This is a genomic window from Pleomorphomonas koreensis DSM 23070 (genome assembly GCF_000425185.1).
In the GTDB taxonomy this organism is placed as follows: Bacteria; Pseudomonadota; Alphaproteobacteria; order Rhizobiales; family Pleomorphomonadaceae; genus Pleomorphomonas; species Pleomorphomonas koreensis.
In genome coordinates this window covers 186,404-211,061 of the sequence record NZ_AULH01000007.1, presented here as the reverse complement: position 1 = coordinate 211,061, position 24,658 = coordinate 186,404, and the positions used below count along the sequence as shown (strand labels likewise).

Below are 24,658 nucleotides of genomic sequence, written 5' to 3'. Positions count from 1 at the left end.
TCAGATGCGTTTCACCTCCGCCCTCGCCATCGCCCTCCTCGGCATCGGTCTTTCCGCCTGCGGCAGCACCATCGACCGCCTGTCCGAGGTCGGCCAGACGCCCAAGCTGTCGGCCATCGAGAACCCCACCGCCCAGGCCGGCTACAAGCCGGTGCAGATGCCGATGCCGGTCGTCCAGCCGGTGGCCTACAGCCCCAACTCGCTGTGGCAGTCCGGCTCGCGCACCTTCTTCAAGGACCAGCGGGCCCGCAGCATCGGCGACATCCTGACCGTCAAGGTGTCGATCTCCGACAAGGCCGCCTTCGACAACTCCTCGGAGCGGTCGCGGGCCTCCAGCGATTCGACCGGCGTCGGCGGCGCGCTCGGCACGGCCATCGACACCATCGCCCTGCCGGCCGGCATGGCGGCCAGCGACCTCGCCTCCACCAAGGGCGCCTCGGCCTACAAGGGTACGGGCTCCATCGACCGGTCGGAAAAACTGTCCACCAACGTCGCCGCCGTGGTGACGCAACTGCTGCCCAACGGCAACCTGGTGATCGAGGGACGGCAGGAAGTGCGCGTCAACTACGAGATCCGCGAGCTGGTGGTGGCCGGCGTCGTCCGGCCCGAGGACATCGCCGCCGACAACACCATCGAGAGCGCCAAGATCGCCGAGGCCCGCATCTCCTACGGCGGCCGCGGCCAGATTTCCGACGTGCAGCAGCCGCGCACCGGCCAGCAGGTGCTCGACATCCTGCTGCCGTTCTGACGGCAACGAGATCGGCTCGCGCTCCCCAAGCATCCAAGCGAGCCGTATCGCCCGAGGGCCGCTCCCCAACTGGCCCGAGGCGACCGCCGGCCCCTTCCCAAATCCGGGCCGGCTTTCCCGAGCGGCGCGGTCTCCCTTTCCCAGGTCATCCGGGAGGCCGCGCCCCAACGGGCACAGACGAAAAAGGGCGGCCCGGCGGCCGCCCTCGATGGGTTTCAGGCAAACGGGCTCGCCGTCACTCGTCGCGATAGACCTTCTCGCGCCGCTCGTGCCGTTCCTGCGCCTCGATCGACAGCGTGGCGATCGGCCGGGCGTCCAGGCGCTTCAGGGAGATCGGCTCGCCGGTCTCCTCGCAATAGCCGTAGGAGCCGTCCTCGATCCGCTTGACGGCCGCCTCGATCTTGGAGATCAGCTTGCGCTGGCGGTCGCGCGCCCGAAGCTCGATGGAGCGGTCGGTCTCCGACGAAGCGCGGTCGGCGATGTCGGGCAGGTTGGTGTTCTCGTTCTGGAGGTTCTGGAGGGTCTCCTTGCTTTCGCGCAGGATGTCCTCTTTCCACTGGAGCAGTTTGCGCCGGAAGTATTCGCGCTGGCGATCATTCATGAACGGCTCGTCGTCGGACGGCCGGTAGTCATCCGCAAGCTCAATCGACATCGACGGTCCTCACACACCACGAAAGCGGGCGGAATATAGCCATCTGACCCCCGCCCGACAACGGCAAATGCAAGAAAATCACCAAACCTTGTAGGTCCGGCATTTTTCAATACATATCAATCGATTAAGGCATTGATTGGACAGGGCTGCCGCAGCGAGGGCGCGCCGGCGCCGCCGCGAAGGCAGGCATGCCGCCGCGGACGGCGGCGGCAAAAGCCCGACTTCGGCGCCATTGGTGATTGCTCGGAACGCCCCTTCGCCGCGCCCTCAGCCCCTGAAATAGCCGAGCTTGGCAAGCTCGACCTCGGCCCGAAGCGCGATGTCCTCCATCAGTTCGTCGAGGCGCGGATCGCCCGTCGGCTCGGCCTCTTCGAGCAGGTTCAGCACGCGGGTGATCGCCTCGCCCGACATCTGGCCCGACAACAGGCCGATGCGGATCTCGTCGAGCTTGTCGAGCAGGTCGCGGCCGCGCTTCACCGCCTTGCGCTTCTTGCGCGGCGCGTCGGCGTCCACCGACTGGAGGGCGATCAGCGCGTCGAGCCCGGTCAGCGCGTGGGTGGCGGTGGCGGTGGCGGCCTTGGGCGCGCCGCCCTCGGCCTCGGACGGCAGCGCGAAGCCGGAGCCGTCGGTTCGCTTGGCCGGCGATCCGGTGGAGACCCCCCCGAGGCGGTTCGGACCCTGAATGCGCATCGCTGTTTCCTTGAGGCTGACCCGGCAGTTTCGACCCGCCAAGGTTACCGCGTCCATGCTCACCCGGCAAGAAATGCCGCCCGCCGGCGGCGGCTTTTCGGCGGCAGGGAAGATGGCCGTCAGGACCGCCCGTCTTTTCAGATACATAGGGCGACGCGCATCCAGGCCCCGGTTGGCATGCCGATTGCGAACCCAGCCTCGGGAAGCCGTGTCGGGAAACACGGGGATGATGACAATGCGAAACAGGATTCTCGGCGCGCTCGGCGCCCTCATGATCCTTATGACCGGCGTGGAAGCGGCGGCTGCCGCCTCGCGCATCAAGGATATCGTCGACGTCGAGGGCGTTCGCGAGAACCAGCTGATCGGCTACGGCCTGGTCGTCGGTCTGCAAGGCACTGGCGACAGCCTCAACAATTCGCCCTTCACCAAGCAGAGCCTGCAGGCGATGCTGGAGCGGCTCGGCGTCAACGTGCGCGATTCCACCATGCGCACCGCCAACACCGCCGCCGTGATGGTCACCGCCAAGCTGCCGGCCTTCGCCGCCCAGGGCACGGCCATCGACGTGTCGGTCAGCGCGCTCGGCGACGCCAAGAACCTGCAGGGCGGCCAACTGCTGGTGACGCCGCTGATGGGCGCCGACGGCGAGGTCTACGCCATCGCCCAGGGGGCGATCGCCATCGGCGGCTTCGACATCCAGGGCGACGCGGCCAAGATCTCGCGCGGCGTGCCGACGCAGGGCCGCATCAGCAACGGCGCCGTCATCGAGCGCGAGTTGCAGTTCAAGCTCGCCGAGCTGGGCTCCGTCCGCCTGTCGCTGCGCAATCCCGATTTCACCACGTCGCGCCGCATCGCTCTCGCCATCAACGACCTCTACGGCGCGCCGGTGGCCGAGCCGACCGACCCGTCGACGGTGCGCCTGTCGATGCCGCCGCGCTACAAGGGCAACATCGTCGACCTCCTGACCGACGTCGAGCAGCTGATCGTCGAGCCCGACCTCCCCGCCAAGGTGGTGGTCGACGAGGCGACCGGCATCATCGTCATGGGCCAGGAGGTGCGGGTGTCGACGGTGGCCGTCGCCCAGGGCAACCTGACGGTGATGATCACCGAGGACCCGCAGGTGTCGCAACCGGCGCCGCTGTCGGACGGCACCACCACCGTCACGCCGCGCACCCAGATTCAGGTCTCCGACGGCAAGGAGCACCAGCTCGCCGTGGTGCGCTCGGGCGTCACGCTGCAGGAGCTGGTCGACGGCCTCAACGCCCTCGGTCTCGGCCCGCGCGACCTCATCTCCATCCTGCAGGCCATCAAGGCGGCCGGCGCGCTGCAAGCCGACGTGAAGGTGATGTGATGGACGCCAGCCTCGCCTCGGTCACCTCCGCCTTTGCCTCCAAGACCTATGCCGGCATGGACAAGTCCGCGGTTGCCGCCAAGGCGCGCGAGGTGGCGGCCGATTTCGAGTCCGTCTACGTCGCCGACGCCTTCAAGGCGATGTTCAAGGACGTGTCGGTCGACCCGCTGAACGGCAAGTCGGACAACTCCAACGAAACCTGGCGCGACATGCTGATCGACCAGTACGCCAAGGATTTCGTCAAGAAGGGCGGCATCGGCATCGCCGACGGCATCGCCGCCCAACTGATCAAGATACAGGAAGGGCACGCCGGATGAGCCTCGCGCTGCACGACACCCGCCCACGGCTCGTCACGAGCCCGGAGATTGCCGGCAAGCTGGTGGAAAAGCTCGGCAACGCCATGGAAGACCTGCTGCTGCTGCTGCGCGAGGAGACGGCGCTGGTCAAGGCCGGCAAGCTGCGGCAGGCCGGCGAGCTGGCCATGGACAAGGAGGAGAAGGCGGCCCTCTACACCCGCCTGATGCTGGCCGCCCGCGACGAGATCGACACGCTGAAAGCCTACGTGCCGGCCGAGACGGCAGCCCTCCTCAAACGGCACGAGCTGTTCCGCGCCGAGGTGCAGATCAACCTCGCCGTGCTCGACACCGCCCGCGACGTCGCCGAGGACATCCTGCGCACCGTCGCCACCGAGGTCGGCCGGGCCGAGACGCCGGCCGTCTATGGACGCGGCGGTCAGACGCCCGCCCCCCGCGCCATGAGCGCTACCGGCGTCGCCGTCAACCGCAGCTTCTGATCACTCGGCGGGAGCGGGCGCCGCACCCCGCATCGAGAAGCGGTGGCGAAGCGCCTGCATCGGCTGGGCGACATAGCGGTAGGAGAGTTGCGCCGCGCCGAAGGAAAAGACGAGGCCGCCGGCGAGATAGGCCAGCTGGCCGAGGCCGCCGGTCGGAACCGCGTCGCCCAAAACGGAATTCGACAGGAACAGATACTCGAAGTGCCAGAGATAGGCGCCGTAGGACAGGATACCGAGGCGCCGGAACAGCGGCGATTCCAGGATGGACATGGTCCAGTCCCAGGCGGCCGACCGGTAGATCGCCGCAAAGATCAGCGTCAGCGCCACGCCCTGTATCGAATAGCGCACCGTCTCGCGGAACACGTCGCCGCGCACCAGCAGCGTCATCAGGAGCAGCAGACCGCCGGCCAGCCCCACGGCGAGTCCCCCCTGCCGCGACAGCTCCCAGGCCCGCTGACAGAGGAAGGCGAAGCCGGCGCCGTAGGCGATGGAATCGAAGCGCGCCTCCGAGGCGAGGTAGGTGTAGGGATGGGCGGCCTGGAGATCGACGAAGCCGCCCAGCACCAGCACCAGTCGATAGACCAGGCAGAGCACCAGCACGGCGGCGAAGAAGGACCTGGTCCGCGACGGGCCGACCAGCACGAAAGCGAAGATCGCCGGGAAGGTGATGTAGTAGTGCTCCTCGACCGACAGCGACCACAGCTGTGGCCAGGCAAGCGACGAGGCGATGCCGTGGTTCTCCAGCCAGAACACGAAGTAGTTGGTCGTGTAAGTCATCGCCGCCACGATCTCACCCAGGCCGAGCGGATGGCCCATCAGCGCCCGGTAGAAGCCGGAGACGACGATCAGCGCCACCAGCTCGGGCAACAGGCGCAGGAAGCGCCGGATGTAGAAGTTGCGGATGGAGATCGACCCGAAGCGGTTCCGCTCGGAGAGCAGCAGCGAGGTGATCAGGAAGCCGGAAATGAAGAAGAAGATCGTCACCCCGAGGCCGCCCGGCACCACATGGTCGTAGCCGAAGTGGGCGACCAGCACCAGGAGCACGGCGATCGCCCGGAAGCCGTCGAGGCCGGGAATGTATTTGACGTCCTGGAAGTTCACCCGCATTGGTCCCGGTCTCCCTCAGGGAACGCCGAACCGGCCGCCGGCGGAAGCGGCCGGCAGCGGCCATCCGCGCTTCTACCATGTCGTCGATGAGCGGCCGGTTAATCCGGACCGAGAAATCCGCCCGCCGGCCGGTACACGGGACCACAACTACGTGTCGATACGGATTGTCGACTTTCCACAGCGCCGGCCAGCCCGTCTTCGCCGTTTGTTAAGATTCGCGGCCTTATCTGGTCAGCCGGAGGACCTGCGCGGCAACAGCCGCCGGATTTCGACCGAACGAGAAAAAAGCGGAAAAACGCCGGATCGCTAAAACTTTAACTATCCTGTAAACGCCCCTTTCAACCGTGGCTATTATCGTCCTTTCCAGGCGAACCCCCAGGGTATTGCCTTGAAAAGGACTATCGTCATGGATATCGGCAGCGTGAGACCGGTGATACCCGGCATGAACGCGCCGGTGCCGAGAGCGCCGGCGGCGGCGGAACAGGCGGCGAGCACCGATCTGCCGGTCGGATCGGCCGTCGCCAGGACCGGCGAGACGACTAATCCCGACACTGAAAGCCGCGGCGGCACCAGCCAGTCGGCGCTCTATTCTCCCAACCTTCGCTCCACCGTCACCGTCGACAAGGACGCCGACATGGTGGTCTATCGCCGGATCGACAAGGTGACGGGCAATGTCGTCGACCAGATTCCCGACGAGAGCCGCCTGCGCCTCCGGGCAATGATCAACGCCTGGACGAACGCGACGCGCGGATCGACCTACCCGGCGGCGAGCACCATCGCCTGAGCGGCAATCCCGATGCGTTTCTCGTCGCGTCCTGCCGGACCTCCGGCCGGGCGCTTCTCGAGCAATTCCAGCAAAAGTGGCAACCGGTTCTGCGTCCGGAATTGCGTCTCAACAAAGAGACAGGGCATATCCAATGAACCGGAAATGCTCTGGCGTTGGCCGCAACCGATCCCCGAAACGACGAAAGGCGCCGACGGCGCCTTCCTGCGTTCGGCAGCCGGTGGGCTGCTTATTCCTCGTCGCCCTGCCCGCGCAGGCCCTGCGCCAGCGAACGGTTGATGGTGATCAGCGCCGACAGCTTCTCCGGCGTCGGGTCTTCCATGATGTCGAGCGTCCGCTGGAGGACGAACACCGTGAGATTGGCGATGTTCTCCTTGATCTCCAGCGGCAGCGGATTGCTTTCCTCGGTGGCCGAGGTACCGAGGATCGTCCAGAGCTTGCGATTGAGCGTCAGCGCCTCGGAGACGGCCTCCGCGTCGAACGACCAGTTGTCCTTGAAGGACTGCAACTGCGCCGCCGCCTTGAGCAGCAGGTGCGCTTCCAGCTGGCGCGGCCCCAATGTCGTCTGGACCCGCTGGTACGCTGACGCTCCGTAACCGTTCATCGACCCAACACTCCCGGATGCTCGCCGCAGGCGGCGCGATCGCTTCGCCGCCGAAGCCTTGGAGCAATTAAACACCTGTCACGGTTAACAACAAGTTTCACTGAAGACATCGGAAATAAACGCGGTAAACGATATTGAAACAGGCCAACCCGGCGAAAGTAGAAACAAACTATCCATCTGAACAAAAAGGAAAAGGGCGGACCTTGCGATCCGCCCTCCGGTCCTGCCGAAACCCCTGCCCTGTCGTCAGCGCAAGAGCTGGAGCACGTTCTGGTCGGCCTGGTTGGCCATGGACAGCGAGGACGTCGCCAGCGACTGCCGGGTCTGCAAGGCCACCATGTTGGCCGCTTCCTCGTTCATGTCGGCGAGCGTCAGGTTGCTGGCGCCGGTCTGCAACGTGTTCATCATGTTCTTGGTGAAGTTCTGGCGGTTCTCCACCACGGAGAGGTTCGAGCCGAAGGTCGAGGCCTGCGACCGGACGCCGTTGAGCGCCGTCTTCACGCTGCCGAGCAGCGTGTCGATGCTGTCGTCGGAGTCGAGGCTCTTGGCTTCCAGCGTCGTCGGCAGGCCGAGTTCGGTGGTGTCGACCGACTTGCCGCCTGCCACCTGGATGTCGATCGACGACGTGCCGGTCTCGTTGAAGGTGATCTTCAGCTTGTCGCCGCGCAAGAGGTTGATGCCGTTGAACGAGGCGTCGTCGGCCAGCTTGTCGAGCTGGTCGCGCAGCACGTTGAACTGATCGGCGAGACCCGAGCGCACCGTGTTGCCGCCGATGGTGGCGGCGCCGGCCGAGGTGCCGTCGATCATGCCCGACGAACTGACGCCGTCGACGGCAAGGCTCTGCGTCGACAGGTTCTGGATGCGCAGCTTGCCGTTGTCGTTGGACGCCTTGATCTTCGAGCCGAGCGTCGAGTTGTTGATCTCGTTGACCAGCTGATCGGTGGACTTGGCGAGGTGGATCGACGTGTCGTCGGTCGCCGCGCCGAACAGCGAGGCATCGGTGCCGGTGATCTTCAGCGCGCCGGCCGTCGAGTCGTTGGCGACGATCTTCAGCTTGCCGGAGTCCTCCACCGCCTTGAACTTCGAGCCGGCGTTGCCAAGCTGGGTGTTGATGGTCGCAATCGCCTTGGCGGCGGTATTGTCGGCCGTCGTCAGGTTGACCTCGACGCCATTCACCGAGAAGGTGAACTTGCCGTCGGAACCGGTGACCGAAGCCGGCGAGCCCATGACCTTGGTCAGCGTGGCCGCGGTGCTGCCAACGGTGGTGACGGCCTTGCCATCGTCCTGATCGTTAGCCTTCACCACCAGATTGTTGGAGCTGTCGAGCGAGGCGGTCAGCTTGCCCTGGAGCGACGTGGCGTCGATCGCCGCCTGCACGCGGGTCACGATCTGGGCGCCGGTCAGCGCCGTATCGCCTGTGGTGAAGGTCGCCGTGGCGGTGACGCCGCCATAGGTGAGCTTCAGGTCGCCGGCGCCGGCCGAGCTGAAGTCGCTCGCCGAGGCCAGGGAAGCCGTACCGGTCAGGCTGGCATTGGCCGCCGCCGTCGGAGCCGCGTAAGCGGCCGCGCCCGTCGCCGCCTGGGCCGAGTCGGTCATCAGCTTGACGGTGCCGCCGCCGCTGGCGCCGAAGGCGCCGCCGGTGAAGGAGAGCTGGTCGTTGGCATAGTCGGTGGCCGTGCCGAGCGAGTAGGACGCCGTCTCGAAGGTCTTGTCCTGGCGGGCCTGGCGCAGCGTCGACTGCATCGATTCCAGCGTCTTGGTGATCGAGGTCAGGCCGTTGTCGGCCGCTTCGATCGTCTTGATGCCGTTGTTCATCGAGTCGAGCAGCGCATCGAGTTCGCTGGCGCGCGAATTCAGCGAGGACGCGGTGAAGAAGTTCGAGGGATTGTCGAGGGCGGTGTTGACCTTGTTGCCGGTCGCAAGGCGATTCTGCGTCGTCGCCATCATCTTGGCAGTGTTTTGCAGAGACAGAAGGTTCTGGCGCACTGCCTTGGTCAGATTGATCTCGCTCATTTCTGCATCCCACTTCCTTGGGGCTGACGGGTCTCTTTCATCCCGACAAACAAACCGAGCCTGACCGACCAACCATCCCTTGCATGGCGGACGCGGCGGTGCTTCTCACGACGGAGTTAACACCCGACATGGTTAACAAAAAGTTTCCGCATGGCGTTTTGCAACGAAGCGGAATTAATCCCGATAAACGCTTGTTAACGCTGGGTAACACCCTGCATCGGAACGAGACGGCAAGTTGCAAACGTTGCCGCGGCGGTCTCGGCGGCCGCCTCGGCGCAAGTCGTCCCGATCCCGATAGCGGAAGAGAAACAACCGCTTGATCCTGAAGACATTTCGGACTCTGGCCGGAAGAGGCCGGCGGCAAGAAAGCGACAGGCCCGGCACTGTTGAAAGGCGCGGCCTCTCCGGACGGCGAAACGATTTGTTAAGAAATGGAAACGCCCGGTGCAAAGACTGCAAGGCGCAAAAAAGAAGGGGCGGGCCTTCTGGCCCGCCCCCACGTCTGTCGTTTGATTCGGACCGACTGGCCTCAGCGGAGAAGCTGAAGCACGTTCTGGTCGGCCTGGTTGGCCATGGAGAGCGAGGAGGTCGCCAGCGACTGGCGGGTCTGCAGCGCAACCATGTTGGCCGCTTCCTCGTTCATGTCGGCGAGCGTCAGGTTGCCGGCGCCCGTCTGCAGGGTGTTGATCATGTTCTTCGAGAAGTCCTGGCGGTTTTCGACGACCGACAGGTTGGAGCCGAAGGCCGAAGACTGCGAGCGGACCTTGTTGAGGCCGGCCTTCACCTGATCGAGGAAACCGTCGATGGTGTCGTCGGAGTCGAGGTCCTGCGCCTTCAGCGTGGTGGGCACGCCGAGGCTGGTCGAGTCGACGGACTTGCCGTCCTTGGCCTGGATATCGATCGACGAGGCGCCGGTTTCGTTGAAGGTGATCTTCAGCTTGTCGCCGCGCAAGAGGTTGATACCGTTGAACGAGGCATCGTCGGCCAGCTTGTCGAGCTGATCGCGCAGCTCGTTGAACTGATCGGCGAAACCGGTACGCACCGAGTTGCCGTCGATCTTGGCGGCGCCGGCCGAGGTACCGTCGATCTCGCCCGACGACGTCACGCCGTCGATGCTGAGATCCTGCGTCGACAGGTTCTGGAGACGCAGCTTGCCGTTGTCGTTGGACGCCTTGATCTTCGAGGACAGACCGGAGTTGTTGTTGATCTCGTTGACCAATTGATCGGTGGTCTTGGCGAGATGGATCGTCGCGTCGTCGGACGCCGCGCCGAACAGCGAGGCATCGGCGCCGGTGATCTTCAGCTTGCCGGCCGTCGAGTCGTTGGCCTGGATCTTCAGCTTGCCCGAGTCTTCCACCGCCTTGAACTTCGAGCCGGCGTTGCTGAGCTGGGTGTTGATGGTCGAGACCGCCTTGGCGACGGTGCTGTCGTCCGCCGTCAGGTTGACCTCGACGCCGTTGACCGAGAAGGTGTTCTTGCCGTCGGAGCCGGTGACCGAAGTCGGCGAGCCCATGACGGCGGTCAGCGTGGCCGCGGTGCTGCCGGTGGTGGTGACGGCCTTGCCATCGTCCTGATCGTTAGCCTTCACCACCAGGTGGTTGGAGCTATCGAGCGAGGCGGTCAGCTTGCCGTTGAGCGCGGTGGCGTCGATCGCCGCCTGCACGCGGGTCACGATGTCGCTGCCAGAGGCAGCCGTATCGGAAGTGGTAAACGCGGCCGTGGCGGTGACGCCGCCGTAGGTGAACTTCAGGCTGCCGGCGTTGGCGCCGCTGCTGGCGCTGAAGTCGATCGGCGAAGCCAGGGAGGCGGCGCCGGTCAGGCTGGCATTGGCGGCCGCCGTCGGAGCCGCGTAACTGGCCGCGCCCGTCGCGGACTGGGCCGAATCGGTCATCAGCTTGACGGTGCCCTTGCCGCCGGCACCGAAGGCGCCGCCGGTGAAGCTGATCTGGTCGTTGGCGTAGTCGGTGGCCGTGCCGAGCGTGTAGGAGGCGGTCTCGAAGGACTTGTCCTGACGGGCCTGGCGCAGGGTCGACTGCATCGACTCCAGCGTCTTGGTGATCGAGCTGAGGCCGTTGTCGGCCGCTTCGATCGTCTTGATGCCGCTCGCCATCGAGTCCATCAGGTTGCTGAGGTCGCTGGCGCGCGAATTCAGCGAGGACGCGGTGAAGAAGTTCGAGGGATTGTCGAGGGCGGAGTTGACCTTGTTGCCGGTGGCGAGGCGGTTCTGCGTCGTCGCCATCATCTTCGCGGTGCCCTGCAGCGTGAGCAGGTTCTGGCGGACGGCCTTGGTCAGGTTGATGTCGGACATTTTTACATCCCATTCCTTGGGTGAACTCATCTTCCCCGTTCTGAGGAAGTGGACCGACCCTAGCGCTGACCCGTTGCCGAGCCGTTAATGGCGTCGGTCAAATGCCGCCTTTGCTCGGAATTTCTCGCGCTCGAGACTTTTGTCCAATGGTCCATCGCCGGCGGTCCCGAGAGTGGTTAACGCCGACATCTTGGAAAACAGGCCGATTTTTCGGCCGGTTGCGGGCTTTTCTTCGATGCGTGAACAGCTATTCTTAACCAATTGGGCGCTATGATTCTCAAAATGCAACGCGCCGTCTCCGGGACGCATCGCTGAGAGGCCTGCCGATGGTCGACATATCCTTGACGAAATCGCTGCGCAGCACCGTCGCGATGCTGAACAAGGTGAGCGATGAATCGGCCGCCGCCAGCCAGCGGCTGACCACCGGCATCAAGGTGCAGACGGCGCTCGACGATCCCAGCGCCTACATCTCCGCCAAGAACCTGTCGCTGCACGCCGCCGCGCTCGACAAGTATCTCGAGCGCCTCGACCAGGGCCTCGGCGTCATCAACAGCGCCAACAACGGCCTCACCTCGATCACCGACAGCATCGACACGCTGAAAGGCGTGGTGACGCGCGCCGCCTCCAGCAAGAGCGCCTTCGATCGGGCCGACCTTGCCAAGGAATACAACAGCATTCTCGACCATATCGTCGAGACCGCCAAGGACTCCTCCTACGGTGGCAAGAACTTGCTGCTCGGCGCCGGCAACGAACTGAAGCTCTACCTGTCCGCCGACCAGGACGAATCCGTCACCATCGACGCGGTGGACTTCACCGACCTTCTCAACACGCTCGGCCTCAAGAAGCTCGACGAGGGCAAGCTCGCCACCTTCGAGACCAAGCTGACCGACGGCGGATCGCCGCCCAAGCCGCTGAAGACCACCAGCAAGCTGACCGACTCCGGCCAGTACGCGGTCGGCGACACGATCTACGTCAAGGATTCGGCCTCGCCGCCGAACATCGTCAACACGCTGACCGTCACCGCCGACACCACGGCCGGCGATCTGGTCACCGCCTTCTCCCTGCCCGACAAGGGCCTGCGCGCCTCGCTCGATACCGACGGCGTGCTGACGGTGGAGGCGGCCGACGGCTTCACCATCGACAAGACCGATGCCGGCGGCACCACCACCGCCATCGCCGACCTGACGTCGGCCACCGCCTCGTCCTGGGTGAAGCGCACCGACGCCGAGGCCGCCAAGCAGACGGTGGCCGACGCCCGCCAGGCCACGCAGAAGCACGCCACCAACATCGGCATCGGCCTGACGCTCCTGAAAAGCCGCGCCGACTTCGTCGGCAGCTTCTCCGAGGTGCTGAACTCGACGGCGGAATCGTTGCGCGCTTCGAACAAGGACGAGGAGGCGGCCACCATGCTGGCGCTCAGCACGCAGCAGCAGTTGGCCATCAGTTCGTTCTCCATCACCCAGACCGCCGATAACGGCATCCTCCGCCTTCTCGGCGGCGGCAGCAGCTGACCTTTCGACAGGACCGCACCCCGATGACCCTCAAGGTTGAACTGAAGCCCGGCGAGCGCATCATCATCGGCGAATCGCTGATCACCAACGACGACCAGCGCACGCGTCTCTACATCGAGGGCAACGCCCCGATCCTGCGTGAGAAGGACATCCTGACGGTGGAGTCCGCCGACACGCCGGCCAAGAGGATCTACCTTGCCGTGCAGCTGATGTACCTGTCGCGGGAGATCGCCAAGTTCCAGGACGATTATTTCACGCTCGTCCAGGACATCATCCAGGCGGCGCCGAGCACCATCCCCTTCGTGACGCGGATCAGCAACCACATCATCGCCGACCAGCTCTACAAGGCGCTGAAGGAAGCCCGCGCCCTGATCGAGCACGAGAAGCTGATCTTCGCCGCGCTCAACCCGACGGCGGCCGACGCCGACAAGTCTTGAGACGGGGTTGCGGAAGAAATAGCCGCCCGGCATGAGATGGTCCGCCGACGCGGACCACGATGATATTTTCATCTTTGGAACGGCCGCGCAGCTTGCCCCCTTCCTTGCTGGAAGGAGGATCGCCGGCCGGAAGAGGCGGTTGGTGCCCTCCCCTTGCCGTGCCGCCGGATATCCTTGCCCGTCACTTCATATAGTTGAGCAGGCTGAGGTTGTTGAGGATCATCGACGTCGTGTAGCTCGCCTGCATGCGGGTCTGCAGCGTCAGGATCTGAGCGGTCAGATCTTCCTTGTTGATGCCCTCGACGCCGTCGAGCATGACCTGCAGCGTCGTCTTGGAGCTGGTCTGCCGGTCGGCGGCGCTCTTGGCGACGTTGCCGGACACGGCGATCTCGGTGTGGATGTCGGTCGGCTTCTGGCTGCCGTCGGCAAAGGCGAGAACGCCGTCCACCCGGCCCGCCAGCGCCGAATAGCGCGCCTTCTCGATTTCGAGGTTCTTCTGCCGCTCGGCGTCGGTGGTGGCATTGGTGTCGGCCGAGGTGCCGGCCTTGGGATCGAACTCGGCCACCGTCATCACGGCGAGCGAACGCACCAGGTTGGCATAGGCGGTTTCGTTGGCCCGGACGCCGTAGCCGACGCTGATGTTGCTGTCGACGCGCGCCGTCACGTCGTTGCGCGGCGAGGTCGAGACGTCGTTCGGATCGATGGCGGCGTTATAGCCCTTGTACCATTGCACGGTGTCGGTGTCGGTGCCGTCGCGGAGACCGGTGGCGGTGGCGAGGTCCGCCGCCGACGCGGCATCGACGCGTTGCGGCATCTTGCCGCCCGCCGTGTCGAAGAAGCTATCCGACGCCCGCATCATCGAGGCGGCCTGGAAGCTGGTCTTCGTCTCGGTGGTCAGGCTGTCGTTGAGGCGGGCCTGGAACTTGGCGGCGGTGGCCGCCACGTCGACGGTGGGCGGCGTGGTGCTGGTGTCCTGCACCATGGTGAACTGGCCGTCGCCCGGCGGGTCGGTCAGCGTGGCGGCCAGCTTGACGGTCGACTTGGTGCCGTCCGGGTTCTCCAGCTCCAGCGACACGCTGTCGCCGGCCTGAAGCCCGGAACCGAACTGGATGTTGTAGGCGGTGGTGACGGTCTTGCCGGCGCTGTCGGTGCCGCTGGTCGGCGTCACGGAGATGTGGGTGGCGTCGGTCGTCGAGGCCGAGGCGCCCGACAGCTTGTAGCCGAATTCGGCGGACACCGACGGCGGCGTGTCGGTGGCGCCCTGCCGGGTGATGGTGACCGTGTCGCCAGCGACCGCGCCGGTGGCGGTGCCGAGGCCGAGGCGGCCGAGCTTGCCCGTGCCGAGATCGGCCGTGTAGCGCTCGGCGACCACCTGCTTCAGGCCGGCCTTGGTGCCGGAGCCGTTGAGCATCTCGTCCATGCTGACCACCGGCTTGGTATCGGTGGACTTGCCGGACATCAGATAGCGGCCGTCGGCTTCCGAATTGAGCAGGCCGATCACCTCGTTGAGGGCGATCTTGGCGCTCTTCTGGCCGGTGGTGGTGCCGGTGGAATCGATGTTGTAGGTGTTCGGATCGATCGAGGCGGCGGCGTCGCTCGGGATATCCTCCAGCCGGCTCATCGACTTGTCGAGCAGGGAGACGCGCATGTTCAGCACGTCGGAGTTCTGCAGGTAGCTGTCGAGTTCGGAGAGCTTCGACCGGAAGGTGATCGACTGCGTCCGCTCGGCGCCGAGCGCGCCATATGTCGCCGCCTTCTGTCCCGTCGACAGCTGGCGCTGCATGTCCTCAAGCTGCTGCCGCATGGTCGACAGGAGCGACATGTTCGGATTGGTGAGCACGCTGTTGATCGGCATGGCATCCTACCCACGACTTGGCGGCGCTTCGGCGCTGCCGGCGATTATTTGAACGTGTTCATCAGCACGTCTATCAACTCCTGCGCCACGGAGAGCACCCGGGCATTGGCCGAATAGGACGTTTGCAGCTGGATGAGCGACATCAGCTCGGTGTCGAAATCGACGGCGCGGCTGTTGTCATAACGTTCCTTGAGGTTGGAGGTGACGACCGACTGGCCGTCGGAGACATTCTGGGCGTCCTCGACCTGGGCGCCCTGGGTATTGATCACCTGCGACAGGAGGCCTTCGAAGCTGCCGGTGAACGGTGTGGAGGCGGAGCCGATACCGATGGTGGCGGAATAGGCATAGGTGCGTCCGTCGAGCGCGTCGAGAATGGCCTGCGGCCGCGTGCCGTCGCCCGACAGCGTCGAGCTGTCGTATTTCACCGTCAGCGACGGATCGGCCACCACCTTGGGATTGACCGAGATGCGGGCGGCGAGGCCGTTGATATTGTCCGCGCCGTTGGTGAGGCCGGTGTAGGCCTGGCCGGTGGAGCTGTCGACGAACAGCGGGAATTCCTGGTGGCCGTCCTGCACGCCCGACACGCTGATCTCGCCGCTGACGGTGCGGAGCGTGGCATGCGGCGCCGTCGACGTGTCGGTCGAGGCCGACAGCGTCAGCGTGCCCGACGTCGACACCGAACCGTTGAAGTCGGTGCCGCCGGTGGCGGTGTTGAGCGCGGCGGCGATCTGGGCGCCGATGTCGCCGGTGACGTCGATGCCGACCACCGTGTCGCCCGGATCGGCCGTGAAGCTGTCACCGGGGGCGGCGGAAGCGCCGGAGTTGTAGCCGACGAAGGTGATCGCCTTCTTGCTTCCGGCGGCCGTCGTATACTCGACCTTGAGCGTGTTGCCCTCGGTGAAGCCGGAGACGTCGAGCGTGTAGCCGGCGACCTTGGCGGTCGTATCCTCGAACGATGCACCCGACGCCTGACGCGTCGAGGTCGCCTTCGACAGCGTGGCGGCGATGGTGTCGAGCTGCGCCTGCGCCTGGACGAGCGTCTCGTCGCGCAGTTCCTTGTAGGCGGCGATCTTGCCCGAGCGCAGCGAGCCGCTCTTGAACAGGTCGAAGCCGCTGCCGGGGCCGGAGCTGATGCGGATGGTGCCGAGCGAGCGCTGGCTGTCGTCGGCGGAATAGACGCGCGAGGCGTCGACCACGCCCTGCTGGTCGAAACTCAGCGTCACCGGCACGTTGTCGTAGAGCTGGGTGCCGTCGGTGAGCGAGATGGCGATGCCGCCGCCGAACTGGTCGGTGACGTGGATGTCCATGTATTCGGACAGTTCGTCGACGGCGGCGTCGCGCTTGTCCTGCAGGCCGGCGGTGCTGTTGGTGCCGCCGGCGCCGGTGGCGACGATCTGCTTGTCGAGATCGGAAATGGTCGACAGCAGCGAGTTGACGCGGCTGACGGCGTTGGCGATGTTGGACTCCGCCTCCTGCCGCAGCGACTGCACGTTGCCCGACAGCTGGTTGAGGCGGGTCGCCAGGGTCTGGGCGGTGGAGACGGCGCTGCCCTGCGTCGCCGAGTCGCCCGGCGTGGTGGCCAGCTTCTGCAACGCGCTGGTGAAGCCGCCGTAGACCGACGTCAGCGAGCTGGTGCTGTTCGGGGCGCCCCAATAGCTGTCGAGGGCCGACAAGGCCGTGAGACGTGTGTCGGCATAGGCGGAATTGGCCGTGGCGGTGCGCCACTGCGTCTGCACGAGAAGGTTGATCTCGCGTTTGACCTGGTTGGCACCGACGCCATAGACCCTCGATCCGGCGACCAGCGCCGACGAGGTCATCGACTGGCGGCTGTAGCCGGTGCTCTTGGCGTTGGCGATGTTGGCCGACGTCACGCCCAGCTGCTGCTGGGTCGTCTTGATGCCGGTCAGGGCCGTCGAGAGAGCGCTGGAAACAGGCATGGCCGCCTCGGGGGAAACGCGAAACGCGGGCGCGGAAGCCGGCCGTCACGCCACTGGGCGCGGCGGCCGGGGAAGGATCAGCGGATGATCTGGAGGATGTCCGACATCATCTGGTTGGCGGTGGTGATCACCTTGGAGTTGGCCGAGAACGCCTGCTGCGTGACGATCAGCTTGGTAAACTCCTCGGAGATGTCGACGTTGGACGCCTCGAGCGCCGAGCTGGACAGCGCGCCGCTGATATCGATCGGGCCGCCGCTCTGGATGGTCTCGGTATAGGCGCCGCCGTCCTCGGCCTTGAGGTAGCTGGCGCCGTTGAAGGCGACCACCGGGATCGACCACTTCTTGACGGTCTGGCCGTTGGAATAGTTGAAGCTGATGATGCCGCTGTTGCTGTCGATCGACACGCCTTCAAAGGCACCGGTGGCGTAGCCGTCCTGCGTCAGCTGGTTGGTCGTCGCCTGGCCGTTCTTGTCGGCGAACTCGGTGGCGGCGAGGTTCATGGTGACGCCGGAGAAGCTCTTGCCCTCGACGGTGATGGTGCCGAGGCTGATGGCCGACGTGTCGTCCATCTGCCTGCCGTTGTTGTCGAAGAAGAAGGCGCCGCCGTCGAGAACGCTGTTGGCGTCCTTGGTCGCGGTCGTCGGGATCTGCTTCCAGGTGACGTCGGTGGCGTTGGCGGGATCTCCGGCCACCTGGTAGAACAGGGCCCACTCGCTGCGGCCGGCATTGGGGCTGGGGCCTGAAGCGGCAACGGCGTCCGTTCCGCCGACGGCGGCCGGAGCGCTGCCGAAGAAATCGCCGGCATCGGTTCCGGCAACCGCGATCGTGTGGGAACCGGCCGTCGCGGCCTCGATGACCAGATGGCCGCTGGCGTCGACAGAAGCGGTCATGACGCCAGACCCGAAATTGGTATCGAGCTCCGCCTGGACCTTCGACACGGCATCGCTCGGAGCGCTGGAACTGGTAAAGTCCGTTGCCCCCATCGTGATGGTCTTTGCCGCGCCCCCGTCATAGGAGACGGTGAACGACTTGCTATTGAGCGACGTCAGGTCGCTCGGCAGGGCGGCGCTGCCGGTGACCGTGGCGTTGGTCGCGGGAACCGCGGCGGTCGGCCCGCTCGGCACCTCGGAGAACTTCGCCCAGCGGAGCACCACGTTCGCCGGCGTGCCCTGCGCGTCGTAGATGGTCGTCGAACCGCCGGAAATCGAATTCTTCAGGAAGTTGGCCGTATCGGCCTTGGTGATGTTGCCGGCCAGCACGCTGGCCGTGGGCGCCGGCGTGGTCCACATGGTGGAACCGGACTCGGTGCTGGCGACGGTCGGCAGGTTGAGCTTGTAGGTGAACCCCTGGGTGGCCTTGGCGCTCTGCGAGGTCTTGTCGATGGTGATGACCTGCTTGCTGCCGACCGGGTTGCCCGACGACTGGTCGATCGCCTGTCCCATCAGCGAATAGCCCGAGTGGTTGCGCAGGTAGGTCTGGCCGTTGCGGGCGTCGTAATACTGCTCGAAGTCGCCGGCGCGCGTGTAGCGGGTGCCGAGGCTGCTGTCGAGCGGATCGGAGGAGACGCAGAAGAAGCCGGTGCCGTTGATGGCGAGATGGGTGTCGACGGCCGAGCCCTGGACATCACCGTCGAGCGTGATGGTCGAGCGCGAGGAGGCGGTGACGCCGCCCGAGGTGACGCGCGAGGCGTTCGAGGTGTTCGAGCGCACCAGGTCGGCGAAACTGGTGTCCTTGCGCTTGAAGCCGGTCGTCGAGGAGTTGGCGATATTGCCCGAGATGTTCTCCAAGGCGAAGGACTGCGCACTGAGGCCGCCCACGGCCGAATTCATTGCGGTCAGGATACCCATGCTCGTTTCCCTTACGATCTACAACGCGGTCGGCCGGAGAAACGGCCGCTACGAGCACTAGGGCAACGGGCGTGCCAAACGGATGTCGGACTTTTTCCGTTTGTTTTCAGGAAACAGGCGGTTGGCTTTGGTGAAGGATGAGTTAACGCGGCGGCAAGGTTCGACAGCCCCGGCAAATCCTGCCGGGCCGAACCGGCCCTAGCGCGCTTTCGGCGCCCGGATGCCGGCCATGATCTCCGAGAGTTGCGGCCGACGCCGTTCGAGGAACGGCAGCGGACGACAGACGTCGATCGCCGCGATGCCGACCCGGGCGGTCAGCAGGCCGTTGATCACCCCTTCACCGAGCCGCGCCGACAGCTTGGCGGCAAGGCCGTGGCCGATCAGCTGCTGGGCGAGGCCGTCGCCGATGGCGATCGAGCCGGTGACCGCCAGATGGGTGATGACCAGCCGCGTCAGCCGGGCGAAGCCGATGAAGCCGGGCCGGCCGCCGTAGAGCGCGGCGAGGCGGCGGATCAGGCCGAGCGTCGCCACGGCGACGAAGATCAGGTCGACGACGGCGCGCGGCGACACCGCCGTCACCACCGACACGCGGGCGGCGGCATCCGACACCAGCCGGCGGGCCGCCGCGTCGAGCGGCGCGATGAGGTCGGCCTCGGCCAGCACCAGCCGGTCGCGACCGTCGATGACGTCATGGGCGCGCGCCTCGGTGGCCCGCCGGCCGGGAGCGAGGTCGATGCGGTCGGCGTAGAGCTGCACCAGATCGCCGACCACCGCCTCGGCCTCCGGCCGGTCGTCGCCGGCGGCGGCGAGGTCGGCGCGCCGGCGCATCCGGTCGATGCGCCTCAGCCACATCAGGCCGGCGATCTCCCGCATCACGATGGCCAGCACGGCGATGCCGGCGAGCGCGATCAGCGCCACCGCCAGCCAGCCGAGCCAGTCCTCGCGGGCGAACAGATCGCGCACCAGCCGGTCGAGCCACAGGCCGACAGCCAGCGACAGGATGCCGCCGATGGCGCCGAACAGCAGCCGCGACCAGGAAAAGCGCTTCCGCGCCACGACGGGCGGCGGCGGCAACTCATCCTCTTCGTTCGGCGCCTCCTCGACCAGCACGGCAGCACCCGGCGGCGGCGCCTCGCCCGGCCGGACGAGGCCGACGTCGTCGGCGGAGAGATCGAAGGCGGTGGGGCGCCGGGTCATGCGAGGCGATCTCCGATCAGGAAGTCGAGGGCGCGGTCGAGGCGGATGTGCGGCAGCGACAGACTGACGCCCTCGGCCGTCACCTCCACCGGCGGCGGCCGGAAGCGCAGGAAGCGCACGGGATCGACGGCTGCCTCGCCCTCCTCCGGCTCGCGGAACAGCGCCTGCGGGTTCTCCGGCAGGTCGCCGGGAAACAGGGCGATTTCCTCGCGGCCATCGTAGAGATGGTCGTCGAACAGCTCGCCCTCCTGCGGCACACCAATGATGCAGGGCAGGCTTTCGCCGCCCCGCCGCACCGTCGCCTCGCGCGTCGCCCGCACGGCGGCGATGGCCTTGACGTCCACCTCGGCACCGGAGAACGAGGCGCGGGCGATCGCCCGGTCGGTGAGGCGCCGCAGGATCAGCTCCAGCCGGTCGTGGCTGGTATGGTGCAGGTGGTCGGCCTTGGTGGCGGCGAACAGGATGCGGTCGATCCGCCGCGTCAGCACCTGCCCGAGCCAGGACGAATGGCCCGGCCGGAAGCAGCCGAGGATTTCGCCGAGCGCCACTTCGAGGTCGAGAAGCGCCTCGCGGCCGCCGTTCAGCGCCGAGAGCACGTCGACCAGCACCACCTGCCGGTCGAGCCGGGCGAAATGGGTGCGGAAGAACGGCCTGACCACCACGTCCTTGTAGGCCTCGAAGCGGCTTTCCATCAGCGCCCACAGGCTGTCGCGCGGCGCCTCGCCGCTTTCGGGCAGATCGAGCGGCGAGAAGGTCAGGGCCGGCGATCCCGCCAGATCGCCCGGCATCAGGAAGCGGCCGGGCGGCACCATGGACAGCGCCAGATTGCCGCCGCGCGCCGCGGCCAGATAGGCCGAGAACAGCGCGTGCAGCCGGCCGGCCGCCTCGTCGTCGGCCGGGCCCAGCGGATCGATGCCGGAGGCGTGGGTCAGCCAGTCGGCGGCGATAGCCGTGCGGCGCGGCTCGCGCGCCCGTTCCAGCGTCTCGCGGGAGAACGCGCGGAAATCCTTGCCGAGCAGCGGCAGGTCCAGGAGCCATTCGCCGGGATAGTCGACGATGTCGAGGTCGAGCTTGCCGCGCCCGAGCGAGCGGCCGAAGAAGGTGGCGCTGTCGTAGGCGATGGAGAGGCGCAACTCGGAAATCTGCCGCGTCGAGTCCGGCCAGACGCGGGCGTCGGTCAGTTGCCGCACGTGGCCGCGATAGTCGAAGGTCGGCACGCCGGGATGGAGTTGCGGCCGGATGTCGGCGCCGTTGAGCCGGCCGGTCCGCCAGGGCGCGAACATCGGCAGGCGGCCGCCGTGGATCAGGTTGTGGACCAGCGCCGTGATGAACACCGTCTTGCCGGCGCGGGACAGGCCCGTGACGCCGAGCCTCAGCGACGGCGAACCGAGGCTCCAGGCGAAATCGGCCATGTTGTCGAGGGCGATGCGCGCCTCGTCGGAAAGCGTGGTGAAGCTCACGACCCCCTGGAACCTTCCTCGAACCTCGTCCGGCGCGAAAGGCGCCGCGGCCTCTATGTAGGGATGCGCCGCGCCGCCACAATGGTTGGTGGTCAGCCGGTCAGTCGCCGGCCGGGCCGCCGAGATCCTCGGGCGTCACGTGGGCGACCAGCCGGCCGCCGCCCGGCCGGATTGCCGACCAGCCGCCGCCCGGCAGATCGATCGCCGCCAGCGCGGCGGTCGGGTACTTCGCCTTGAGCCGGTCGATGAGATCACGATCGCCGTCGTGCGACAGCGCCCGCGCCAGCATGTGCATCGACGGATTGTGGCCGACCACCAGCAGCCGGTCCGCTCCGGCGGCATGGTCGGCGATGACCCGGAACATGCCCTCGGCCGAGGACTCGTAGAGTTCCCGCACGTAGTCGACGTGGGTGTCCTCCGGCAGGAACGGCCTGACGTGGTCGAGCGTCTCGCGGGTGCGCACCGCCGGCGAGCACAGGATGCGGTCGGGCAGGAAGTCGCTGTCGGCCATGAAGCGGCCGACCGCCGCGGCCGCCACTCTGCCGCGACCGTTGAGCGGCCGGTCGAAATCCTTCTGGCCGGGGCCGGCCGGCGACGACTTGGCATGACGAAGCAGAAAAAGACGCGGCATGATCGCTCCGGGGCTTCCTTCCCGCCGGACTTGGCGTAGTGTCCAGCCATTCTAACCTGATTCCGGGCTGCCGGCGCGGCCTCGACGATCCGCCGCGCGTCGTGGCTCGCCGATCCGGCCAGGTCAGGGTCTTCGAGGATGTCTTCATGCCCAGCTTTTCCGACGTCGCGCCGCGCTTTTCCAACCAGGCCGACGCCATCCACTGGCTCCGCGACCGTCGCATCAACGAGGTCGAGTGCATCATTCCGGACATGAACGGCATCATGCGCGGCAAGATCGTGCCGCGCGAGGACTTCATCCGCATCATCGACGCCGGCGTCCGGCTGCCGGAATTCGTGTTCTTCCAGGCGGTGACCGGCGACAGCGCCGTCGAGAGCAAGATCGTCAATCCGCTCGACCGCGACGTCCGCTGCGTGCCCGACCTGGCGACGCTGCGTCTGGTGCCCTGGTACGACGAGCCGACGGCGCAGGTGATCTGCGACTGCCACTTCGCCGACGGGCGGCTCGTCGATTTCGCGCCGCGCTCGGTGCTGCGCCGCGTCACCGAACTCTACGCCGGCCACGGCATCCGCCCGGTGGTGGCGCCGGAGGTGGAATTCTACCTGACCGGCCAGAACGACGACCCCGACCTGCCGCTGGAAGTGCCGATCGGCCTTTCCGGCCGCAAGGAGAGCGGCAGCCAGGCCTACGGCATCGAGCACGCCAACGACTACGATCACGTCGTCAACCAGATGTACGACTATTGCGAGGCGTCGCGCATCGAGATCGCCACCATGGCGCACGAAGCCGGCCCGGCGCAGCTTGAGATGAACTTCCGCCACGGCGACCCGATCGAGCTGGCCGACCAGACCTTCCTGTTCAAGCGCACCGCCCGCCTCGCCGCCCGCAAGTTCGGCATGGTCGCCACCTTCATGGCCATGCCGCATCAGGAGATGCCGGGCTCGGCCACCCATATCCACCAGTCGGTGGTGCGGCTCGCCGACGGCCGCAACATCTTCGCCAACCCCGACGGCAGCGACACCGACAAGCTCGGCCACTATATCGGCGGCCTGCAACGCTACGTGCCCATGTCGATGAGCCTGTTCTGCCCCAACGTGAACAGCTACCGCCGCATCCGCCTCGAAAGCGACGCGCCGATCAACGTCCACTGGGGCCGAGACAACCGCACCTGCGGCCTGCGCGTGCCGGATTCCGGACCGGAATCGCGCCGCGTCGAGAACCGGGTGATCGGCGCCGACAGCAATCCCTACATCGCCATGGCGACGACGCTGGCCTGCGGCCTGATCGGCCTCGAGGACGAGACGGCCCCGGACGAAGCGGTGACCGTCGATGCCAAGACGCTCGGCGTCACGCTGCCGGTCCACCTTTCCGACGCGCTGACCGAGCTTGGCGAGTGCGAGCGCCTGAAGACGGTGCTCGGCGAGCGCTTCGTCGAAGCCTACATCGACGTCAAGCAGCTGGAATTGCGGCTCTATAACCGCGTCATATCCAGCTGGGAGCGCGAATACCTGCTGCTCAACGTCTGACGCCGGCCGGCGACGATCTTCGCCGCCAGGCGCTGGCCCGGCAGTTCGATGAACCGCCAGGTCGCGACCGACATGGCCAGCACCAGGGCGATGTAGATCGCCGCGACGACGGCCTCCCGCAGCGTCAGGGCGCCCGGCAGCAGCCGGTCCATGGTCTGCGACAGGCGCGGCACGACATAGGCCACCATGAACAGGTGGGTCAGGTAGATCGAATAGGAGAGCCGGCCCAGCCATTGCACCGGCCACGTCGCGAGGAGCCGCGACAGCAGGCCGCGATCGTCGGCGTGGGCGACCACCAGCGTGAGGAACACCAGCGGCGCGGCGTAGCGGGCAGCCGGCAGCACGGCGACCACGGCGACGAGGGCGACGCCGAGAGCCGCCGACGGCAGCTCGGCCCGGCCATCGGCCAGCGCCCGGAAGACGCCGCGGCGGTGCAGCTCCTCGGCCAGCACGCCGGTGAAGAAGCCGAGCAGGCAGCGCACGATGCCGAAGATGTCGGTGCTGGTCATGCCGTAGTCGCTGTCGAAGGCGAGGACCAGCCAGGCGGCCAGCGCGATGGCGCCGGCCATCGCCAGGCGCCGGGCCGGATGGCCGGCTGTCCGGAGGGCGAGCAGCGCGAAGACGGCGTAGGTCCACACCTCGGCCGAGATGCTCCAGCTCGGGAAGTTCCAGGTGAGGTCGGGTCCGATGCGGGCGGTTTGCAGGAACAGGGCGATCGGCAGGATGTCGGAGGGGTTGCGGGCGGCGGCGAAGGCCGGCTGGCCGGAGGAGAAGCCGGTCTTGCGCTCGATCATCAGTTTCAGGAATTCGACGGCGACGAACAGCGCCAGCATCGAGACGTGCAGCGGCCACAGCCGGCCGATGCGCCGCACCACGAACGCAGTCACACTGTCGCCGTCGACGAGTTCTTCGGCATAGACGCGCGCCATGACGAAGCCGGACAGCACGAAGAAGAAGTCGACCGCCAGCGTCCAGGAGTCCAGCGATGGCGCCGAGGTCAGATAGCCGCTGAGCTGAAGGTGGATGAAGCAGACGGCGAGCGCGCCGATACCCCGCCAGCCGTCGAGTGCCCGCATGCGCATGACGTTCTCCTCTCGTTGCCGACATGCCGGGACCTGCCCGACCATGCGGCGGCGACAGCCCGGCGGCAAAAGCGCACCGGGGAGTTCAACTTCATGCCTGAAGCGCCAGTTGGAAGCAATCTGAACTA

22 protein-coding genes are annotated in these 24,658 nt (G+C 66.5%); 9 read left to right on the top strand and 13 right to left on the bottom strand.

Annotated features, from left to right (window positions below):
- Positions 1–4 precede the first annotated feature (4 nt).
- A complete protein-coding gene (gene flgH, locus H512_RS0106200) occupies positions 5–748 on the top strand; it encodes a flagellar basal body L-ring protein FlgH (RefSeq protein ID WP_026782725.1) in 744 nt (247 codons plus the stop codon).
- Between the two features lie 235 nt (positions 749–983).
- Here the strand turns inward: flgH and dksA are convergent, their stop codons facing one another.
- Together dksA and H512_RS27320 are read right to left on the bottom strand one after the other, a co-directional pair.
- The gene (gene dksA, locus H512_RS0106195; RefSeq protein WP_026782724.1) at positions 984–1,400 is read right to left on the bottom strand and encodes an RNA polymerase-binding protein DksA; all 417 of its coding nucleotides are present in this window, start codon (positions 1,398–1,400) and stop codon (positions 984–986) included.
- A gap of 267 nt (positions 1,401–1,667) precedes the next feature.
- A complete protein-coding gene (locus H512_RS27320) occupies positions 1,668–2,090 on the bottom strand; it encodes a flagellar assembly protein FliX (RefSeq protein ID WP_026782723.1) in 423 nt (140 codons plus the stop codon).
- Between the two features lie 271 nt (positions 2,091–2,361).
- Between H512_RS27320 and H512_RS0106185 the strand changes: the two genes are divergently transcribed.
- From H512_RS0106185 to H512_RS0106175, 3 genes are read left to right on the top strand one after another with little or no spacing between them, the layout of a single operon-like run.
- Complete coding sequence (locus tag H512_RS0106185) at positions 2,362–3,438, top strand: flagellar basal body P-ring protein FlgI (RefSeq protein WP_245585360.1); 1,077 nt, start codon at positions 2,362–2,364, stop codon at positions 3,436–3,438.
- Positions 3,438–3,755, top strand: coding sequence for a rod-binding protein (locus H512_RS22785; RefSeq protein ID WP_053239614.1), 318 nt, complete (start codon positions 3,438–3,440; stop codon positions 3,753–3,755). Before H512_RS0106185 ends, H512_RS22785 begins: the two co-directional genes overlap by 1 nt.
- Positions 3,752–4,231, top strand: coding sequence for a hypothetical protein (locus H512_RS0106175; protein ID WP_053239613.1), 480 nt, complete (start codon positions 3,752–3,754; stop codon positions 4,229–4,231). Before H512_RS22785 ends, H512_RS0106175 begins: the two co-directional genes overlap by 4 nt.
- On the opposite strand, the gene H512_RS22780 is transcribed toward H512_RS0106175, so the two are convergent.
- Complete coding sequence (locus H512_RS22780; protein WP_053239612.1) at positions 4,232–5,338, bottom strand: acyltransferase family protein; 1,107 nt, start codon at positions 5,336–5,338, stop codon at positions 4,232–4,234.
- On the opposite strand from H512_RS22780, the gene H512_RS26885 reads away from it, so the two are divergent.
- Together H512_RS26885 and H512_RS0106165 are read left to right on the top strand one after the other, a co-directional pair.
- Positions 5,313–5,648 (top strand): hypothetical protein, encoded by a 336-nt coding sequence (locus H512_RS26885; RefSeq protein WP_156899397.1) that lies wholly within the window; start codon positions 5,313–5,315, stop codon positions 5,646–5,648. The genes H512_RS22780 and H512_RS26885 overlap by 26 nt on opposite strands.
- A 96-nt stretch (positions 5,649–5,744) precedes the next feature.
- Positions 5,745–6,122, top strand: a complete 378-nt coding sequence (locus tag H512_RS0106165; protein WP_026782720.1) for a FlaG family protein — start codon at positions 5,745–5,747, stop codon at positions 6,120–6,122.
- Positions 6,123–6,351: 229 nt separating this feature from the next.
- Here H512_RS0106165 and flaF read toward each other — a convergent pair whose 3' ends face one another.
- The 3 genes from flaF to H512_RS0106150 form a co-directional block, all read right to left on the bottom strand.
- Positions 6,352–6,726, bottom strand: coding sequence for a flagellar biosynthesis regulator FlaF (gene flaF / locus H512_RS0106160; protein WP_026782719.1), 375 nt, complete (start codon positions 6,724–6,726; stop codon positions 6,352–6,354).
- Positions 6,727–6,972: 246 nt separating this feature from the next.
- A complete protein-coding gene (locus H512_RS0106155) occupies positions 6,973–8,739 on the bottom strand; it encodes a flagellin N-terminal helical domain-containing protein (protein ID WP_026782718.1) in 1,767 nt (588 codons plus the stop codon).
- 529 nt (positions 8,740–9,268) lie between these two features.
- Positions 9,269–11,047, bottom strand: coding sequence for a flagellin N-terminal helical domain-containing protein (locus tag H512_RS0106150; protein WP_026782717.1), 1,779 nt, complete (start codon positions 11,045–11,047; stop codon positions 9,269–9,271).
- Positions 11,048–11,373: 326 nt separating this feature from the next.
- Between H512_RS0106150 and H512_RS0106145 the strand changes: the two genes are divergently transcribed.
- Both H512_RS0106145 and flbT read left to right on the top strand, forming a co-directional pair.
- Positions 11,374–12,558, top strand: coding sequence for a flagellin (locus tag H512_RS0106145; protein WP_026782716.1), 1,185 nt, complete (start codon positions 11,374–11,376; stop codon positions 12,556–12,558).
- 23 nt (positions 12,559–12,581) lie between these two features.
- Positions 12,582–12,995: a flagellar biosynthesis repressor FlbT gene (gene flbT / locus H512_RS0106140; RefSeq protein ID WP_026782715.1), complete on the top strand. Its 414-nt coding sequence runs from the start codon at positions 12,582–12,584 to the stop codon at positions 12,993–12,995.
- A gap of 181 nt (positions 12,996–13,176) precedes the next feature.
- Here the strand turns inward: flbT and H512_RS0106135 are convergent, their stop codons facing one another.
- The 6 genes from H512_RS0106135 to H512_RS0106110 form a co-directional block, all read right to left on the bottom strand.
- Positions 13,177–14,850: a hypothetical protein gene (locus H512_RS0106135; protein WP_026782714.1), complete on the bottom strand. Its 1,674-nt coding sequence runs from the start codon at positions 14,848–14,850 to the stop codon at positions 13,177–13,179.
- A gap of 44 nt (positions 14,851–14,894) precedes the next feature.
- The gene (flgK, locus tag H512_RS0106130) at positions 14,895–16,787 is read right to left on the bottom strand and encodes a flagellar hook-associated protein FlgK (protein ID WP_026782713.1); all 1,893 of its coding nucleotides are present in this window, start codon (positions 16,785–16,787) and stop codon (positions 14,895–14,897) included.
- A gap of 77 nt (positions 16,788–16,864) precedes the next feature.
- Complete coding sequence (locus tag H512_RS0106125) at positions 16,865–18,634, bottom strand: flagellar hook-basal body complex protein (RefSeq protein WP_026782712.1); 1,770 nt, start codon at positions 18,632–18,634, stop codon at positions 16,865–16,867.
- 198 nt (positions 18,635–18,832) lie between these two features.
- On the bottom strand, positions 18,833–19,831 hold the full coding sequence (locus tag H512_RS0106120; protein WP_026782711.1) for a YcjF family protein: 999 nt from the start codon (positions 19,829–19,831) through the stop codon (positions 18,833–18,835).
- Positions 19,828–21,291, bottom strand: a complete 1,464-nt coding sequence (locus H512_RS0106115) for a YcjX family GTP-binding protein (RefSeq protein ID WP_026782710.1) — start codon at positions 21,289–21,291, stop codon at positions 19,828–19,830. Before H512_RS0106115 ends, H512_RS0106120 begins: the two co-directional genes overlap by 4 nt.
- 100 nt (positions 21,292–21,391) lie before the next feature.
- Entirely contained in the window at positions 21,392–21,922 is a 531-nt protein-coding gene (locus tag H512_RS0106110; protein ID WP_026782709.1) for a SixA phosphatase family protein, read from the bottom strand.
- A 146-nt stretch (positions 21,923–22,068) separates the two neighbouring features.
- Between H512_RS0106110 and H512_RS0106105 the strand changes: the two genes are divergently transcribed.
- Positions 22,069–23,448, top strand: a complete 1,380-nt coding sequence (locus H512_RS0106105) for a glutamine synthetase family protein (RefSeq protein ID WP_053239634.1) — start codon at positions 22,069–22,071, stop codon at positions 23,446–23,448.
- Here H512_RS0106105 and H512_RS0106100 read toward each other — a convergent pair.
- A complete protein-coding gene (locus tag H512_RS0106100) occupies positions 23,394–24,530 on the bottom strand; it encodes an acyltransferase family protein (RefSeq protein ID WP_026782707.1) in 1,137 nt (378 codons plus the stop codon). The genes H512_RS0106105 and H512_RS0106100 overlap by 55 nt on opposite strands.
- Positions 24,531–24,658 lie beyond the last annotated feature (128 nt).